The sequence below is a fragment of the Amycolatopsis sp. MJM2582 genome (genome assembly GCF_000754115.1).
Taxonomy (GTDB): Bacteria; Actinomycetota; Actinomycetes; order Mycobacteriales; family Pseudonocardiaceae; genus Amycolatopsis; species Amycolatopsis japonica.
The window spans coordinates 118735-135482 of sequence record NZ_JPLW01000009.1; the positions used below are offsets into that span (position 1 = coordinate 118735).

At 68.4% G+C, this 16748-nt stretch carries 16 protein-coding genes and 1 pseudogene; 3 read left to right on the plus strand and 14 right to left on the minus strand.

Annotation, left to right across the window (positions count from 1 at the left end):
- Positions 1 to 3: 3 nt before the first annotated feature.
- Both ED92_RS39270 and ED92_RS39275 read right to left on the minus strand, forming a co-directional pair.
- The gene (locus ED92_RS39270; RefSeq protein WP_200882812.1) at positions 4 to 933 is read right to left on the minus strand and encodes an ABC transporter permease; all 930 of its coding nucleotides are present in this window, start codon (positions 931 to 933) and stop codon (positions 4 to 6) included.
- Entirely contained in the window at positions 930 to 2561 is a 1632-nt protein-coding gene (locus tag ED92_RS39275) for an ABC transporter substrate-binding protein (RefSeq protein ID WP_052121272.1), read from the minus strand. The genes ED92_RS39270 and ED92_RS39275 overlap by 4 nt, the downstream gene beginning before the upstream one ends.
- 202 nt (positions 2562 to 2763) lie before the next feature.
- Between ED92_RS39275 and ED92_RS43230 the strand changes: the two genes are divergently transcribed.
- Both ED92_RS43230 and ED92_RS39285 read left to right on the plus strand, forming a co-directional pair.
- A complete protein-coding gene (locus ED92_RS43230; RefSeq protein WP_037347854.1) occupies positions 2764 to 3063 on the plus strand; it encodes an antibiotic biosynthesis monooxygenase in 300 nt (99 codons plus the stop codon).
- A gap of 28 nt (positions 3064 to 3091) precedes the next feature.
- Positions 3092 to 3994: an MBL fold metallo-hydrolase gene (locus ED92_RS39285; RefSeq protein ID WP_037347695.1), complete on the plus strand. Its 903-nt coding sequence runs from the start codon at positions 3092 to 3094 to the stop codon at positions 3992 to 3994.
- 26 nt (positions 3995 to 4020) lie between these two features.
- On the opposite strand, the gene ED92_RS39290 is transcribed toward ED92_RS39285, so the two are convergent.
- From ED92_RS39290 to ED92_RS39330, 9 genes are read right to left on the minus strand one after another with little or no spacing between them, the layout of a single operon-like run.
- The gene (locus ED92_RS39290) at positions 4021 to 4470 is read right to left on the minus strand and encodes a nuclear transport factor 2 family protein (protein WP_037347697.1); all 450 of its coding nucleotides are present in this window, start codon (positions 4468 to 4470) and stop codon (positions 4021 to 4023) included.
- Entirely contained in the window at positions 4457 to 5806 is a 1350-nt protein-coding gene (locus ED92_RS39295; protein ID WP_037347700.1) for an SRPBCC family protein, read from the minus strand. Before ED92_RS39295 ends, ED92_RS39290 begins: the two co-directional genes overlap by 14 nt.
- A 20-nt stretch (positions 5807 to 5826) precedes the next feature.
- The gene (locus ED92_RS39300) at positions 5827 to 6618 is read right to left on the minus strand and encodes an SDR family NAD(P)-dependent oxidoreductase (protein ID WP_037347701.1); all 792 of its coding nucleotides are present in this window, start codon (positions 6616 to 6618) and stop codon (positions 5827 to 5829) included.
- A gap of 8 nt (positions 6619 to 6626) precedes the next feature.
- Positions 6627 to 8027: an acetyl/propionyl/methylcrotonyl-CoA carboxylase subunit alpha gene (locus tag ED92_RS39305; protein ID WP_052121303.1), complete on the minus strand. Its 1401-nt coding sequence runs from the start codon at positions 8025 to 8027 to the stop codon at positions 6627 to 6629.
- A 5-nt stretch (positions 8028 to 8032) separates the two neighbouring features.
- The gene (locus ED92_RS39310; protein ID WP_052121276.1) at positions 8033 to 8515 is read right to left on the minus strand and encodes a biotin/lipoyl-containing protein; all 483 of its coding nucleotides are present in this window, start codon (positions 8513 to 8515) and stop codon (positions 8033 to 8035) included.
- A complete protein-coding gene (accD, locus tag ED92_RS39315; RefSeq protein WP_255355416.1) occupies positions 8512 to 10203 on the minus strand; it encodes an acetyl-CoA carboxylase, carboxyltransferase subunit beta in 1692 nt (563 codons plus the stop codon). The genes ED92_RS39310 and accD overlap by 4 nt, the downstream gene beginning before the upstream one ends.
- A 26-nt stretch (positions 10204 to 10229) precedes the next feature.
- Positions 10230 to 10499 carry an acyl carrier protein gene (locus ED92_RS39320; protein ID WP_037347703.1) on the minus strand — a complete coding sequence of 90 codons (270 nt, stop codon included), beginning with the start codon at positions 10497 to 10499 and terminating at the stop codon, positions 10230 to 10232.
- Entirely contained in the window at positions 10496 to 11728 is a 1233-nt protein-coding gene (locus tag ED92_RS39325) for a ketosynthase chain-length factor (RefSeq protein ID WP_037347704.1), read from the minus strand. Before ED92_RS39325 ends, ED92_RS39320 begins: the two co-directional genes overlap by 4 nt.
- Positions 11725 to 13014 (minus strand): beta-ketoacyl synthase, encoded by a 1290-nt coding sequence (locus tag ED92_RS39330; RefSeq protein WP_052121280.1) that lies wholly within the window; start codon positions 13012 to 13014, stop codon positions 11725 to 11727. The genes ED92_RS39325 and ED92_RS39330 overlap by 4 nt, the downstream gene beginning before the upstream one ends.
- A 171-nt stretch (positions 13015 to 13185) precedes the next feature.
- On the opposite strand from ED92_RS39330, the gene ED92_RS39335 reads away from it, so the two are divergent.
- Positions 13186 to 13908 (plus strand): SDR family NAD(P)-dependent oxidoreductase, encoded by a 723-nt coding sequence (locus tag ED92_RS39335; protein WP_037347705.1) that lies wholly within the window; start codon positions 13186 to 13188, stop codon positions 13906 to 13908.
- Positions 13909 to 13912: 4 nt separating this feature from the next.
- Here ED92_RS39335 and ED92_RS39340 read toward each other — a convergent pair whose 3' ends face one another.
- The 3 genes and pseudogenes from ED92_RS39340 to ED92_RS43885 all read right to left on the minus strand — a co-directional run.
- Entirely contained in the window at positions 13913 to 15739 is a 1827-nt protein-coding gene (locus tag ED92_RS39340; RefSeq protein WP_052121282.1) for an ABC transporter ATP-binding protein, read from the minus strand.
- A complete protein-coding gene (locus ED92_RS39345) occupies positions 15736 to 16362 on the minus strand; it encodes an AfsR/SARP family transcriptional regulator (RefSeq protein ID WP_063777655.1) in 627 nt (208 codons plus the stop codon). Before ED92_RS39345 ends, ED92_RS39340 begins: the two co-directional genes overlap by 4 nt.
- A gap of 21 nt (positions 16363 to 16383) precedes the next feature.
- Positions 16384 to 16605: pseudogene (locus tag ED92_RS43885) on the minus strand (winged helix-turn-helix domain-containing protein); the annotation flags it as partial.
- Positions 16606 to 16748: the final 143 nt, after the last annotated feature.

Below are 16748 nucleotides of genomic sequence, written 5' to 3' on the forward strand. Positions count from 1 at the left end.
CGCCTACCTTCGCCGCAACCGGGGATCGATGACCCGATACAACAGATCGACGATCATGTTCAGCACCACGAACACCACCGCGGACAACACCACGACTGCGGTCACCACCGGCGTGTCCTTGTTGATCACCGCGCGGAGGATGACCTGCCCGAGTCCGGGCCGCGCGAAAACCGACTCCACCACGACCGATCCGCCGAAGAGGCTGCCGAACAGCCATCCGGAAAGGGTGACCAGAGGGAGCAAGGCGTGCCGAAGCACATGCCGGGTGCACAGCCAGGTTTCGGACGCGCCGCGGGCCCGTACGGTCAGCACGAACGGTTCGGACAGGGCCCGCTCGACACTGTCGCGCAGTACTTGGGCGAGCACCGCGCCGAGCGGGATCGCCATGGACAGCACCGGCAGCACCAGCGCGTACGGGCCGTCCGCGCCGGAGACCGGGAACAGCTTCAACCCGAACGAAAAGAACGTCAGCAGCAGCACGGCGAGCCAGAACGGCGGGGTCGAGGCGGCCAGCAGTTCGAGCCCGTTGCTGGTCGCGCGCAACGCCTTGTTCCGCCCCGCGGTGAACACCGCGACCACGATCGCACCGGCGATCGCCAAGGTGCCCGCCGCGAGCGCGAGTTCGACGGTCGAGCCGAGCTGGCTGCCGATCACCTCGGCGACCGGCTGCTGCAGCTGGTAAGACCGGCCGAGGTCACCACTGGCCAGTGCGCCGAGCTGAGCCAGGTACTGCAACACCAGCGGCCGGTCCAGGCCGAGGTCCTTCCGAATCGTCTCGAGCGTCTGCGGGGACACCGGATTGCCGCCGACCAGTGTGGTCACCGGGTCTCCTTCACCGGCGTGCAACCCGAAGAAGCAGAGGGTCACCGCGCCGACGACCACCACGACCACCCAGGCGAACCGTCCGGCCAGCCACCACATCGTGCTTATCACCGGGACACCCATGTCTTGTGGAATCGCGGGTACGCCTGCGCGTCCGACACGATTCCGTGGACGGTCGTCTCCGCCGCCACCACGTAGGACGGCACGTAGACCGGCACGATCACGGCGTGATCGACCACGAACTTCTGGATGTCCGTGTACGACCGGTTCCGGGCGGCGTCATCGGTGGCGAAAAGACTGCTCTTGACCGTCGCGTCCAGCCCCGGATCGGTGATCCGCGCGTAGTTCTGTCCCCCGGGAGGCAGCGCGTCGGCCCCGAAGCTCGATCGGAGGATCGCACCGTCGTGGCGGTTCCAGCTCATCGCGTTGATGTCGTAGTCGCCGCTGATCCGCTGGGCGGTGTACTGACCTGGCGGACTCGGCACGCGCACCACGTCGAAGCCTGCCTTCTTCGCCTCGGCCTGGATTCCCTGGCCGAGGATGTCACGTTGTTCGCGCTGGCCGAGCTGGCCCAGCGGCCACATCACCCGCAACGGCTTTCCGTCCTTGACCCGGTTTCCGTCCGGATCCCGTCCGGTCCAGCCCGCTTCGTCGAGCAGCCGGTTCGCCAGTGCCGGGTCGAATCGCCAGCGGCCCTCGGTTTCCCGGTCGTAGCCGGGAGTGCTCGGCGAGAGCGGACTCCAAGCTCTCTTGTTCTGTCCGAAGTAGACACCGCTGACGATGCCGTCCAAGTCGAGGACCCGCTGGAACGCGATTCGCACCCGCTCGTCGTCGAACGGTGGTCTCGTCACGTTCAGATGCAGGTTGTATGCCATCCCCGGCTGATCCAGCGTGGTCAGCCGAAGCGCCCGGTTGTCCCGGACCACGGACGATCGCACGGGCGGCACATTGGTGATCGCGTCCACCTGGCCGCTCGTGAGCGCCCCGAGCCGGACCGAATCGTCCGGCAGGAAACGGAACACGAGCCGATCGAGAAACGCCGGGCCGGTGTGTCCTTCGATCGCCGGGCCCCAGGTGTAGCCGGGATTCTTCCGTAGCTCGATGCTCTGCTGGCGCTGATGCGCCTCGAACACGAACGGACCGCTGCCGACCGGCTTGGCACAAAGCTTCTCCGGTGCTTCGCTGATCGCCTTCGGTGATTGCATGCCGAGGAACGTCTGGCTCGCGGCCTGCAGGAAACCGCCGACCGGCCCGTCGAATCGCACGCGCGCCGCCAGCGGGCCGAGGACGTCGGTGCCCGCGTACCGGCCGAGCAGGCTGGCCGCGTAGTACGAGCGGGTGGCGGGTGCCGCGATGTGGTCGAAATTCGCCTTGACCGCCGCCGCGTCGAACGGTGTGCCGTCGTGAAACGACACCCCGGTGCGCAGCTGGAAGGTGACACTGTGCCCGTCCGCGCCGACCGTCCAGGAGTCGGCGAGCCAGGGATGCAGACCGCCGTTCGCGTCCTCGGCGATCAGAGAATCCAGCACTCCCCGGTTGATCATCGCGGTGATGTCCTGCGGGCTGGCATGGGGATCGAGGCAGTCCGGTTCGGCGTCCAGCGCGTAGGTGAGGGTGCCGCCGGCCACCGGCGGCCCGGCGTCGGCCGATTCCGTCGCCCCCGGCCCGGCGCAGGCGGCGGCCAGCAGCAGCAATCCGCCGCCGATAGCGACGATGCGAAGGGCAAGACTTGACGGCATTTCTGCTCCATTCACGATCATCGGCGCGATGGATCACTTTCCCGCGACCGGTGGGCCAAATCGACGATACCGATGGAGAACGATCAGGCAATGGGCGTCCAGTGGTACTGGATCAAGGCTGTACCACCGCCGTCGAGCATTGACTCGCCTACCGCAGGCGGTGGTCGGGCGGGCGGCCGACGAGCGAAGGGGAGCCGGTTTCGTGGTGGTGTTCATCAACAAACTGACAGTCATCGGAGCCGAGGAAGACCTGGAGCGCATCTATGCTTCGGTCGCGGAATTCATGCTGACCCAGCCGGGCTTGATCCGCTATCAACTGGTCCGATCGACGAAGGACCCGAAAACCTATTTCAATGTAGCGGAATGGGAAAATGAGGAATCCTTCAAACGCTCGCTGGCTGAGCCTGAATTCCGGAAACGGCTGAGCGAACTGGACGGCGTGATCAAGGGCGAGCCCCACCTCAGCGAGGTCGTACAGCAAGGCGCACCGGCCGGTGCCTGAACGCGCTCGAAGGCCGGAGGACGCCCGGTTGACGGAGCTCGCCGACCGGGTTCACGCCTACATCCAGCCCGACGGCGGTTGGTGCGTGAACAACGCCGGCGTGCTGGCGGACCGGCGACGGACGATCCTGATCGATACCGCGGCGACCGAACGGCGAGCGCACCGGCTGCGGTCGGCGGTCGCCGCGCTCGGTGCGGCGGCACCGAGCCTGGTGGTCAACACCCATCACCACGGTGATCACACGTTCGGCAACATGGTGTTCGCGCCACGAGCGGCCGTGCTCGCGCACGAGCGAACGAGGACCGAAATGGCCCGCTCCGGCCTCGCGCTCGCCGGCATGTGGCCGGAGGTCGAGTGGGGCGAGCTTCGCGTGGAACTCCCGACGCTGACCTTCGCCGACCGCTTGACCCTGCATCTCGACGACTTCACGGTCGAGCTGATCCACCCTGGCGCCGCGCACACCACGAACGACACGCTGGTGTGGCTGCCCGAGCAACGAGTGCTGTTCGCCGGTGATGTCGCACTCTCCGGCTGCACTCCGTTCGTGCTGATGGGCTCCGTCGCCGGTACCCTGTCCACCTTGGACAGCATGCGGGCACTCGAGCCGGAGATCGTGGTGTGCGGGCATGGCCCGGTCGCCGGCCCGGAGGTCCTGGACACGAACGCGGCGTACCTGCGCTGGCTCACCGGCCTGACCGTGGACGGGATCGCCGCCGGTCTCGACCCGTTGGAACTGGCCCGCGACGTCGACCTCGGCCGGTTCGCCGACCTGCTCGATTCCGAGCGTCTGGTGGCGAACCTGCACCGGGCCTACCTGGAGCAGCCGGTTCACGGCCGGTCACCCTTGCCGCTTGGCGCCCACCTCCCCTCCGCGGGACCGTTCCGGGACATGATCACGTTGGCGGGGCACCACCCGGCCTCTCACGCCTGATACGCCGGCCGTGACAGGTGGTGCGCTCACGCGTCGTCGTGCCACAGCACTCGCTCGGTGACCAGCCACCGTTCCCCGTCCGGTACCACCACGTCCGCGCCGTAGGCACTGATGTGCAACGAGGTTCCACCGTCGCGGCCGGTCTGCACGATCACCGTCCGATACTCGGCGCGAACGGTGCCGTCCGGCCCGGTGTCGACATCGACCAGGTCGATCCACTGCTTGCGCACCGCACCCCGCTCGGCCAGGTCGGCCAGCGCGCCTCGGGCGGCCGAAGCGATCTGGTCGCGGCCCCGCCGTGCCGGCGAAGCCCCGCGCGCATACACCCGATCGCTTCGCCCACGCTGCTCGTACACCGCGTCCTCGGCGAAGGTCTCCGACCATCCCTCGACATCGCCGGTACCGAGCAACCTCGTCTGCCGGGCGTAGAACCGCGCCAGCGAGACGGACGCCGAGGCCGGCTCAGACGTTGTCATGGTCGACCTGCCGGTGCCGCACCAGCCAGCCGTTTCCCCAGCGCACCAGCAGATCCGAGCAGGTGGTCGACAAATACAGCTCCGCTTTCCCGCCCTTCGGCGTGGAGATCACCAACGCGTAGTAGTTCGTCCGCACCTCGCCGCCGGGCAGCGGTTCGACTTCGAGCATCCCGGTCCAGTGGCGCCTGCGCAGGCCCGTCGCCGCGAGCCGGTCGAGGCCGCGGCGCATCGACGCGGCTATGTCCGCACGCCCGCTCATCGGCCGCGGTTTCGCGTTCTGCGCGAAAACCCCGTCTTCGGTGAAGGTCTCCGCCCAGCGCTCCGCTTCGCCGTTGTCGAGCAACCGCATCTGGCGCGCGTAGAAGGCCTGGAGTGACGTGTACAACTCGGCCGAGACCCCGGCACCACGGGACTCGGCGTATTCCTTGGCGTGGCGCATCGTGGTGGTGCTGTTGCGCCCGAGCGCCTCCCGGATGAAGGTCCGCGCGTCGGCGAGGGTGGCGTGGTCGCCGAGCACTTCCTCGATCGCCGATTCCTTGATGGTCACGGTATGGGCCGACCGCACCAGCACGCCGCCCCGCTCCGCCACGATCGTCCACTGTCCGGTATGGACGCTCAACAGCGCGGGCAGGTGCAGCTGCTTGTAGACGATGTGGCTGTGCGGTCGGCATACCCGGATGGATTTGGTGGTATGGACCGAACCGTCTCCGGTCCGGGTGTCCATCTCCAGTTCCTGCAGGCCCGGGGCCGGCTCGGTCAACGAAACCTTGTCCACATGAGGCAACCGGTCCGGCCAGCGGTCCGCTTCGTTCAGGAAGTCGTACACGTCCGCGCCGGAACCGGCGACCCACACCTCGTCGGTGAAAGTGAGCGTGGCGCCCTCGCCCTCGGTCGCGACGCGCTCCGCGGCCTCCTTCAAGGCCGCCAGTTCGGCCTCGCTGTTGTGACCCACCGCGCGTTCGATCCACGCCACGTTCTCCGGATCGTCGCCGACCGCCTCGAAGTCGTGCAGCAACCGCACCAGGGTTTCGGTGTCCGAAAGCGGTTCGACGATCCACGCACCGCCCATCGCGGCGACCGGTGGCGCGGACCTCTCCTGCCGGAAGGAGACCCGCAGTTCGTCCGCGTCCAGCTCACGGCGTGAAGTCCACGTCTTCACCTCGCCGTTCGCGGTCGCCCAGATTTGCAGGCGTTCGGTGGAACCGTTCCGCTCCAGGCACTCGATGTGCACGGTCGGGGGGAAGATCGACGGCCAGGCGGCGACATCGGCGACCAGCCCGTAGACGACGGCGGCCGGCGCCTGCACCTTGATCCGGTGTTCGGTTTCCTTTGCCATGGTCACGCGTTCCCCTCGTGTCAGTAGTTGCCCAAGCCGCCGCAGACGTTGATCGCCTGCGCGGTGATCGGGTCCGCGGCCGGCGTGACCAGGTAGCCGACCAATCCGGCGACTTCCTCCGGCTCGGTGTACCTGCCCAGCGGGATCTTGGCCTGGAAGCGCTCGAGCACCGCGTCCTCCGTGATGTCCCAAGCGGCCGCGTAACCTTCCCGGACGCGTTGCGCCATCGGGGTTTCCACGTAGCCGGGGCATACCGCGTTCACCGTGATCCCGGTCTTCGCCAGTTCGAGACCGAGCGCCTTGGTGAAACCGACGACACCGTGCTTCGACGCGGAATACGGCGCGCCGAGCACGACACCCTGTTTGCCCCCGGTCGAGGCGATGTTGATCACCCGGCCGCGCGGCTTCTCCAGCATCCCGCCGGTCTTGAGCACTTCCTTGGTCACCCGGAACACACTGTTCAGGTTCGTGTCCATCACGTCGAGCCACAGTTCGTCGGCGATCTCCGCGGTCACCCCGCCGCCGCTGCGCCCGGCGTTGTTCACCAGCACGTCGATCGTGCCGAATTCGGCCACCGCGGCCTCGACGAACTCGCGCACGTCCGAACCGGACCGCACGTCGCAGGCCTGCCCGCTCACCGTGCGCCCCGCGTCGCGCAGCCGTTTCACCGTGGCGTCCACGCCATCGCGGTCGCGCGAGCAGATGAACACCCGCCCGCCATCAGCGGAAAGACGCTCGGCCACCGCCAGTCCGATCCCGCTGGTCGCTCCGGTGACCACCGCCACCCGATGCTTCGTTGACGTCGCTGACATCGCACTCCTCACCCTTGGTTCCGCACCAGTTCGTCCACATCCGACCGCTCGCTCGTCCGCTTGCCCAGGTGGTCGCCCACGATCGAGGTGGTGTGCTCGCCGCGCCGGAATTCAGGCTCCGCGATGATGCCCGCCAAGAACGCCGTCGTGGTGCGCACTCCCGGCCCGGAAACCCGGAACTCGGCGAGCGCCCGGCTCATCCGGCGCAAGGCGGTGTCGCGGTCCGGCGCCCACACCAGCAGCTTCGCCAGCAGCGAGTCGTAACTCGCCGGTACGCGATAGCCGGGAAAGCCGTGGGTGTCCACCCGGACGAACGGTCCGGCGGCGGGCTCGAACTCGGCCAGCAGGCCGGGGGCCGGGGCGAAATCGCGCTCGGGGTCCTCCACGTTGATCCGGCACTCGATCGCCACGCCACGCGGGATGATCTCCTCCTGCCGCAGCCGCAACGGTTCACCCGAGGCGATGCGCAACTGCTCGGCGACCAGATCGACACCGGTGACCAGCTCGGTCACCGGATGCTCGACCTGGATCCTGCAGTTCACCTCCATGAAATAGAACTCGGCGCGTTCGGGATCGACCAGGAACTCGAAGGTTCCCGCGCCGAGGTATCCGGCCGCCCGCGCGCCGCGTACCGCGGTCTGGCGCATCGGCCGGAGCAGGGCCTCCGGGAGACCGGGCGCGGGGCTCTCCTCGATCAGCTTCTGGTGCCGCCGCTGCGTGCTGCAGTCACGTTCACCGAGGTGCACCGTGTCACCGCGGTGATCGGCGAGAATCTGGATCTCCACGTGCCGCGCCCGCTCGAGATACCGCTCGAGATACACCCGTCCGTCACCGAAGAGAGACTGCGCGGTCGCGCGCGTGCGCTGGTAGGCCGGTTCCAGCTCACCGGCCGACCGCACCACGGCCATCCCACGGCCACCGCCTCCTGCGGCGGCCTTGATGATCACCGGATAGCCGATTCCGTCCACGACGGCCCGCGCGTCGGCCAGCGTGTCGAGCGGTCGCAGGCTGCCCGGCAGCAAGGGCACCCCGGCCCCCGCCATCAGCTCGCGCGCCGCGGGCTTGTCACCGAGCGTCGCGATCACTTCGGCGGGCGGACCGATGAAGGTGAGGCCGTTGGCCGCGCATACTTCGGCGAAGTAGTGGTCCTCGGAGAGGAATCCGTAGCCGGGATGCACCGCGTCGGCGCCGGTGCGCAGCGCTGCCTCGATGATCGCCGGCATGTTCAAGTAGCTGTGCCGGGCAGGCGAGGGCCCGATCGAGACTGCCTCGTCCGCGAACCGCACGACCGCGGAATCCCGGTCCTCGGTCGAGTACACCGCGACCGTGCGCACGCCGAGCTCCCGGCAGGCCCTCGCCACCCGGAGCGCGATCTCGCCGCGATTCGCGATCAGCACCTTGTCGAACACGGTGCTCAACCGTCCTTTCCGGAGGGTGTGACGAGGAACAGCCGATCGCCGTACTCCACCGGTTCCCCGTCCGCGCCGCAGATCCGCTCGATCCGGCCCGGCAAATCCGCTTCGACCGGCACCATCAGCTTCATCACCTCGACGATCCCGAGTTGCTGGCCCGCGCTCACGACGTCACCCGGTTCGACGAACGGCTTCGCACCCGGCTCCGACGCCCGGTAGAACACGCCGACCGTCGGGGCGCACACGTAGTGCCCCTGATCGCCGTCCACGAGGTCCGTGGTGGGCACGCCAACCTCGGGCGCGGAGGCGACGCCGGGCCAGGTCATTTCGATCTCGGCCGCTCCCGCCCGCAAGCGGAGCGTGGCCGGCATCACCGGCGCGCCGGCGAGGAGGCCCAACGCACAGTCCCGCAACCGATCCATCAGTTCGATCAGCCCGGCCCCGGCCACGGCCTCCGAGTCCGTCCGGACTCCGTTCCCGTTCATCCCGTCCCGCTTTCCACCGGCTGTACCGCACCGGCACCGAGTCGCCTGAACTTCCGCCCCCGCCTGCCGATCAGTTCGGCGGGATTCATCGGGAACAGTTCACCGAGCGCGGCGAGCAGCGCCGCCCGCAGCATCCTGGCCGCCGCGAGGTGATCGGCCTGCGTCCCGCCGTCCGGCTCCGGCACGATCCCGTCCACCACGCCGAGTGCGAGGAGTTCGGGCGCGCCGAGGCGGAGCGCGCCGGCCGCGGCACGAGCGGCCTGGGCGTCATGCCACAGGATCGCCGCGCATCCCTCAGGGCTGATCACCGAATAGATTCCGTTGGCACAGATCAGTACCCGGTCGGCGACCGCGGTGGCCAGCGCGCCGCCGCTGCCGCCCTCACCGGTGATCACGGAGACCACCGGAACGGGCAATTCCGCGAACAGCCGGATACATTCCGCTATCGCGACGAATTGCCCCTGTTCCTCGGCTTCCACTCCCGGATACGCGCCAGGGGTGTCCACCAGGGTGATCACCGGGAGACCCAGCTTCGCCGCGATACCCGCCAGGCGCGCGGCCTTGCGATAGCCCGCCGGGCTCGGCATCCCGTGGTTGTGCGCCGCACGCTCGGCCAGGGTGTGCCCCTTCTGCTGGCCGAGGACCATCACCGGAATACCGGCCAACCGTGCCACCCCGCCGATCATCGCCGGGCAGTCACCGGAGATCCGATCACCATCGAGCCGCTCGAACTCGTCGAACACCAGACTCAGATAGTCCACTGTGGTCGGACGTTCCGGATCACGTGCGGTCAGCACCCGGTCCCAGGCGGGGACGGCGGGGAGCCCGGCCGGGTCCCGCAGCACCGGATCCGGTTCGCCCGGGCCGGGTGGCTCGATGCCGGACTTCGCCGAAAGCAGCCTGCCGAGTGTGACGCGCAGCGCGTGTCTCGGCCGGATCGCGTCGATCAACCCGTGCGCGAGAAGGAATTCGGCGGTCTGGAACCCTTCCGGCAGCACTTGGCGGACCGTCTGCTCGATCACCCGCCGCCCGGCGAAGCCCATCCGCGCGCCCGGCTCGGCGATGATCACGTCGGCCAACGTCGCGAAGGACGCGGCGACTCCGCCGAAGGTGGGGTCGGTGATCAACGAGATCGTAGGGATTCCGGCCTTGTCCAGCTCGCCCATGGCCCGCGCGGTCTTCGCCATCTGCATCAGGGACAACGCGCCCTCCTGCATCCGGGCGCCACCGGAGGCGGTGACCAGGAGCAGCGGCGTCCGTTCGCGCAGCGCGATCTCGGCCGCCACGGTGACCAGCTCACCGACCGCGGAGCCGAGACTGCCGCCGAGGAAACGGAAATCCATCACGGCGAGCACCACCGGTGCGCCCATGACCCGGCCCTTGGCGACCAGCACGGCCTCGGCCAGCCCAGTGGCCTCTCGCGCCGCCTGCCAGCGCCGCGGGTAGGGCTCGGTGTCGATGAAGGCCAACGGGTCGGTGCCGGCCACCTCGAACTCCAGCCTGTCCTCGGTGCCCTCGTCGAGCAACTGCGCCAGCCGTTGCCCGGCGGTCAGGCGGTGGTGCCGCCCGCAATCCGGGCAGACCCACAGGTTGCGGGCCAGTCGTTTGCGGTACACGAACTGACGGCAGCCGGAGCAGACCATCCAGTCGGTAGCCGCGAGTCCGGCCGGGACAAGGGTTTCGGTCAACGGTCCACCTTTCTTCGCCCGCCGAGTCAGGCCTGCGCCGTCGCGACGTCGTTGATGACGGCGAGCAATTCGCCGGCGTTCTTCACGTTGGCGACCACGTCGTCGTCGAGCCGGATGCCGTACTCTTGCCGCAGTCGCGCCGTCGTTTCCAGCAGCGCCAAGGAGTCGTAGCCGAGATCGGCGAACTCCACACCCGCGATGTCGCCGGTGAGATCGACGGATTCATCCGCACCCGCGCATTCGCGCATGACCCTGGTCAGGTCGTCCAGGGTGAGTTTCACTCGCTCGTCGGTCATCGTCGTGGTCCTTCCTGTTTCCGTCGATTCGGGCCGCGTACCAGCAGGGCGGAGTTGAACCCGCCGTGCCCGCGCGCGATCACCAACGCCGTCCGGACCGCCACCGGTCGTGCGTCGGTCACCAGGTCCATCCGGTAGGCGGGATCGGGCGAGAGAGTGTGCACCGTCGGCGGGATCACCGAGTCCCGGACGGACAGCAACGCGGCGGCCACGTCCAGCGGCGCGGCCCCGGAGTAGAGGCGTCCGGTCATGGTCTTCGGCGCGGTGACCGGAACACCGTGCGGGCCGAACACCTCGGCGATCGCGTCCGCCTCGATCTTGTCCTGCTCCGCGACCCCGGAAGCGTCCGCGAAGACGACGTCCACCTCGCCTGGATCCGCGTCCGCGTCGCGCAACGCCTGCTCGATCGCCCGGCGCAACCCGGGTTCACCACCGCTGCCCGGAGCGGGATCGAAGGTCGCGCCATAACCCGCGATCTCCCCGTATCCGGGGTGATCGGGCCGAGCGTCCCCACGCTCCAGGATCAGGATCGCGCCACCTTCACCCGGCAAGTACCCGTTCGCCCCGCTGCCGAACGGCAGGTACCCGGTAGCCGGATCGGTGGCCCGGCTGATCTTCCCGTTGGCCAGCTGGGCCACCCACCCCCACGGGCAGAGCGCGCTGTCGATCCCACCGGATACCACCAGCCGGATGCCCTTGCGCAGTTGCCTGCGCGCATGGGCGAGCGCGTCCAGCCCGCCGGCCTGGTCGCTGACCACCACCCCGCCCGGCCCGCGCATGCCGTTGCGGATGGAGATCTGGCCGGTGTTCACCGCGTAGAACCAGGCGAACGATTGGTATGCGCTGACGTACTCGCTTCCTTTGCTCCACAGCTTTTCCAGCTCACGCTGGCCGAATTCGAAACCGCCCGAAGCGCTGGCGGTGATCACTCCCATGTCGAATTCGCCGAAGTCACCCGGCCTCACCCCCGCGTCGGCGAGCGCCCACTCCGCGGCCACCAGGGCCATCCGGGTCATATGGTCGGTTTGCGGCAGCAACCTGCCCGGCAAGCGCTCGGCAGGGACGAAACCGGTGACCTCGCCTGCCAGCCGAGCCGGGTAGGAGGCGGGGTCGAAACGGGTCAGTTCACCGATTCCGCTGCGCCCTTTCAGCGTGGCTTCCCAATATTCCTCGACCCCGAGCCCGTTCGGTGCCAGCACCCCGAGCCCGGTCACCACGACCTCGTTCACGCCGCGATACCTTCCCGGCGGCCGCCGAGGGTGCGCGGCCCGCTGAGCACCATCGCGCTTTGGAAACCGCCGAATCCACTGCCCACGCTGAGCACCACGTCGGTGCGATGTTCCCGGGCCGTGATCGGCACATAGTCCAGATCGCATTCCTCGTCCGGCTCGTGCAGATTGGCCGTCGGCGGCACCACGTCGTTCGTGATCGCGAGCACCGAAGCCGCGATCTCGATCGAACCGATCGCGCCGAGGGAGTGCCCGATCATCGATTTGATCGAACTGACCGGGGTTCGGTAGGCGTGCTCGCCGAGACTCCGTTTGATCGCGGCCGTTTCGTGTCGATCGTTCTGCTTGGTGCCGGAACCGTGGGCGTTCACGTAGTCCACGCGTTCCGGCTCCAGCCGCGCCTCGCTCAGCGCGACCCGGATCGCCTCGGCCATTTCCCTGCCGTCCGGCCGTAAACCGGTCATGTGGTAGGCGTTGCAGCGGGTGGCGAACCCGGAGACTTCGGCGTAGATACGCGCACCTCTCGCCTTCGCGGCCTCGAGTTCCTCCAGTACGAACACCGCGGAACCCTCACCGAGCACGAAGCCGTTACGGCTGCGTTCGAATGGGCGCGACGCGTGCGCGGGATCGTCGTTGCGCGGTGTGGTCGCCTTGATCGCGTCGAAGCAGGCCAGGGTGATCGGCGAGATCGGCGCATCGGTCGCACCGGTGATCATCACGTCCGCGGTGCCTTCGCGGATCAGCTCAGTGGCGTAGCCGACAGAGTCCAAGCCGGACGTGCAGCCGGTGGAGATCACCGTCGCCGGTCCCTGCGCGCCGGCCGCGATGGCCACTTCCGCGGCCAGCGAGCTCGGCACCAAGTAGTCGTAGAGATGCGGTACGGCGTACTCGTGATCCACCAGCCATCGGCTACCGCGATCGCTGACCACCACGTACTCCTCCTCCAGTCCCATCGTCGCGCCGACCGCGCTGCCGATCGCCACACCGACCCGATACGGATCGAGCCGGTGCACCTCGAGCCCGCTGTCCTCGATCGCCTCGGCGGCGGACACCACGGCCAGCTGGGCGGCGCGATCCATCCGGCGGATTTCCCTTGGGCTCAGGCCGTGCTTCGCCGGATCGAAGTCGCATTCGGCCGCGACCCTCGACCGGAAACCCGTGGTGTCGAAGGTGGAGATCAACCTGGTCGCGGTGCGGCCGCCGGCCAACAGGTCCCAGAACGCCCGCGCCCCGATGCCGCCCGGCGCGGTCACGCCCAGGCCGGTGATGACTACCCGCCGCTGCATCACATCCCCATCCCTTCCTTGAGGAATCGAGATTCGCACCGGGCGGTATAACGCCGGTCCAGTGGTGATTCATAGTCCTGAGAAGGGAAAACTCCAGTGAGACAGTAGGGACACCGGATGCGGGCGCGGGCAGAATCGATCGGAAGTACCTGGGCCGAGCGAGGAGATTTCATGCGTCTCAAAGGAAAAATCGCCGTCGTCACCGGTGGGACCAAGGGCATCGGCAGACGGATCGCCGAACGTTTCCTCGCCGAGGGGGCACGGGTCGTCGGTGTCGGACGCGATCACCCCGCCGAACCGGGCGGCGATGATCTCAGCTGGTACGCGGCCGACGTTCGAGATCAGGACGCGGTAAGGGCGGCTTTCGCCGCCGCCGCGGACCAGTACGGCGCACTGGACATCGTGGTCGCGGCGGCCGGGCTGAGCAGGCCCGGGCCGGTGGCCACGCTTCTTCCCGCGCAGTGGCGTGAAGTGCTGGCGACGAACGTCGACGGAACATTCCACTGTATCCGGGAAGCCGCGCCGCTCCTGGAAGAAAGGGGCGGCGGCCGGATCATCACCCTGTCCTCGGCCTTGGCGAGCCGGGTGGCTCCGGGCGCCGCGGCGTACAGCGCGTCCAAGGCAGCGGTGGAGATGCTCACCAAGGTGGCCGCTGTGGAACTGGCCCCGAAGGGGATCGCGGTCAACTGCCTGGCACCGGGCATCATCGACGAAGGCATGGGCAAGGCGCTGATCGGCAACGCGGCGGTGTGGCAGCGTTACCGGCACCGGCTCGCGTCCGGCAGGCCGGGCCGGGCCGATGAGGTCGCGGAAAGCGCGGTGTTCCTCGCCGCCGAGGACACCGGTTACGTCAACGGGGCCGTACTCGAGGTCAACGGCGGGCTCGACTGGTGAGTGGTCAGGCGACCCACGGCCCGAAGCCCCGTACGGGCGCGGTCACCTCCGGTACCGCGGCGAGCAGCTCGATGGTCGGCCGCTGCTGCGGATTGCGGAACACCGTCGTGGTGTCGCCGGACTCCACCGCCTTGCCCTCGTCCATCACCACCACCCGATCGCTGATATGGCGGATCACGCCGAGGTCGTGCGAGATGAACAACAACGCCATGCCGTTCCGCTGCTGGAACTCGGCGAGGAGGTCGAGCAGCTGCGCCTGGCTCCAGACGTCCAGTGCCGCCATCGGCTCATCGCAGACCAGCACGTCGGGTTCCACCGCGAGGGCCCTGGCCAAGGCGACCCGTTGCGCCTGCCCGCCGGACAACTGGTGCGGTACCTGATCGAGAACATCGGTGCCGAGCCCCACCTGGTCGAGCAGTTCGGCGATCCGCCGCTGCCGTGCCCAGCCGACCGGCATGCCGACGGCACTGAGCGCCTCGCCGACGATCCGGGACACGGTGAATCGCGGATCGAACGAACCGAGTGGATCCTGGCTCACCGCCTGGATTCCCCGGCGCAGGTCTCGGCGGCGCCGCTCCGGCAACGGGTTCCACAGCCTGCCCCGTAGCCATACCGATCCCCGATCCGGGTTCAGCATGCCGAGGATCATTCGTGCCGTCGTGGTCTTCCCGGACGCGGAGGCGCCGACCAGCCCCAGCGTCTCGCCGGCGTCGAGCCGGAACGAGACGTCGTCGACCACGTTCCGTCTGCCGACTCTCGGCAGACGGAACGACCGGGTCAGGCCCTCGGCTTCCAGCAGGACTTCGTCGCGCACCCGGGCAGGCCACACCGGTGCCCGGATCACCGTGGCCAAGGGTGGGAGCGGCGCCTTCCAGCAACTGACCTGGTGACCCGCGCCGAAGTCGCGGGCCGCGACGACTCCGTGGCGGCAATCCTCGTCCGCGAACACACACAGGTCGGCGAAGCCGCAGCCGTCCGAGCTCTTCGACGGCCCGTTGCGCTGACACGTGCTCAGCCTGGTTCGCCGCCGGTGGAACAGCGGAATCGCTTGAAGCAAGCCCCTGGTGTACGGATGTTGCGCGGCGGTGAGTACCCGCCGGGCCGGGCCGGACTCGACGACCGTCCCCCGGTACATCACCACGATCCAGTCGGCCAGCCGGTACACCATCTGCAGGTCGTGCCCGGTCAACAGCAGTCCGGTGCCCCCGTCCCGCAGCTGTATCAGCACGTCGAGTACTTGTCGCTGCAGTGGCCAGTCCAACGCGGTGGTCGGCTCGTCGGCGATCAGCAACTCAGGTCTCGCCGCGGCCGTCGCGGCGACCAGCGCTCGTTGCCGCAGGCCACCCGAAAGCTGGTGCACGTACTGGCGAGCGCGCATTTCCGGGTCACGAACGCCGAACCCGCGGAGCAGTTCGACGGCGAGACCGCCGAGCCCACGCCGCGGCACCAGACGGTGGATCCGCGGAGTGGCGACGACCTCCCTGCCGACACGACGTAACGGATCCAGCGAGAGGAGGGCGTCCTGTGCCGCGAGACCGATCCGCCGCCCGCGGACCCGGCGCCAGCCGCGCTCGTCCAACGCGGTGAGATCGGTGCCGTCCAGCCGCAAGGTGCCCGCCTCGACGACCGACCCCGGACCGGTCAACCCGACGAGAGCCCTCGTGGTGACGCTCTTGCCCGCTCCCGATTCCCCGACGATGGCGACGCATTGCCCCGCCGCCACGGTGAACGACACGTCGTGCACGACGCGCTGCCCACCGAAACGCACACCGAGACCCGCCACCTCCAGCAGCGCCGGAGCCGCTTCGACGGCGGGTTTCGAGCCGCTCACGCGGAGCTACGGGCCGGTCCCTGGCCCCGGTCCTGTCTGGTTGTTCCGCTCCGGTCGACCAGATCCAGCGACAGCCGTGACCCCGCGTGCGCGGAGACCTCCAGTGCGGGGTCTGCGGACAGGATGGCCTGCTGCAACCTGCGCATCCGGGGCGACGGGTCGAGCCCGAGTTCGTCGTCGAGCGCGCGCCGGAGCCGGTGATAGACCTCGAGCGCGTGCGCCGGCCTCCCGGATCGATAGAGCGCCACCATGAACTGGGCGTGCAGGCTCTCGTGCAGCGGCTGCTGGCCGACCAGGAGGCTCAGTTCGCTGAGCAGTTCATGGTGCTTGCCCAGGCCGAGGTCGGCCTCTATCCGCTGTTCCAGTGTGCTCAGCCGGTACTCCTCGATACCGTTCAGCCAGGACCGGAGCATCGGCCCCGGTTCCACGTCGACCAGCGCGGGCCCGCGCCACAGCCCGAGCGCGCGGCGGAACAGCGCGGCGGCGTCGACCAGCTTTCCGTTACTCAACGCCACTCGCCCCTCCCGCGCGCAGGATTCGAAAACATGCAGATCCAGCTCGCCGTCACGAACCTTGAAAAGGTAACCACGATCCTTGGTGACCAACAGGCTGCGCATCGACATCGAATCAATTCTTTTGCTGCCTCTGAACGCCTTGCGTAATTGCATCACATAAGTTTGCAACGTGGAAAGCGCACTAGCCGGAGGGTTCTGTCCCCATAGTTCTTCTATGCATTCCGTCACCGGCACGACCTGATTGGAGTTCAGGAGCAGCAAAGCGAGTAGCTGCCGTTGTTTCCGCGCGCTCGGAACCTTGGACACCATGTCCTCGCGAACGTAGATCGGCCCCAGTAACCCAAATTCCATGCTTGATCCCCCCTATGACACGCCGAGGGCAGGTGAAGCCAGCGTAGCGCTGATCTTCGACCGGTCGACCCAGCGCGGGCGTCGAACAACCGGTGGACGTGAGCGGCTCGAATCGACGTTAGCAACGCGCGGCCGTAGAGCAA

Coding starts and splice junctions, on each gene's coding strand:
- ED92_RS39320 (WP_037347703.1), bottom strand. CDS start 10,499: ATGACCGACGAGCGAGTGAAACTCACCCTGGACGACCTGACCAGGGTC.
- ED92_RS39310 (WP_052121276.1), bottom strand. CDS start 8,515: ATGAACGGGAACGGAGTCCGGACGGACTCGGAGGCCGTGGCCGGGGCC.
- ED92_RS39300 (WP_037347701.1), bottom strand. CDS start 6,618: ATGTCAGCGACGTCAACGAAGCATCGGGTGGCGGTGGTCACCGGAGCG.
- ED92_RS39345 (WP_063777655.1), bottom strand. CDS start 16,362: ATGTCGATGCGCAGCCTGTTGGTCACCAAGGATCGTGGTTACCTTTTC.
- ED92_RS39295 (WP_037347700.1), bottom strand. CDS start 5,806: ATGGCAAAGGAAACCGAACACCGGATCAAGGTGCAGGCGCCGGCCGCC.
- ED92_RS39275 (WP_052121272.1), bottom strand. CDS start 2,561: ATGCCGTCAAGTCTTGCCCTTCGCATCGTCGCTATCGGCGGCGGATTG.
- ED92_RS39290 (WP_037347697.1), bottom strand. CDS start 4,470: ATGACAACGTCTGAGCCGGCCTCGGCGTCCGTCTCGCTGGCGCGGTTC.
- ED92_RS39335 (WP_037347705.1), top strand. CDS start 13,186: ATGCGTCTCAAAGGAAAAATCGCCGTCGTCACCGGTGGGACCAAGGGC.
- ED92_RS39330 (WP_052121280.1), bottom strand. CDS start 13,014: ATGCAGCGGCGGGTAGTCATCACCGGCCTGGGCGTGACCGCGCCGGGC.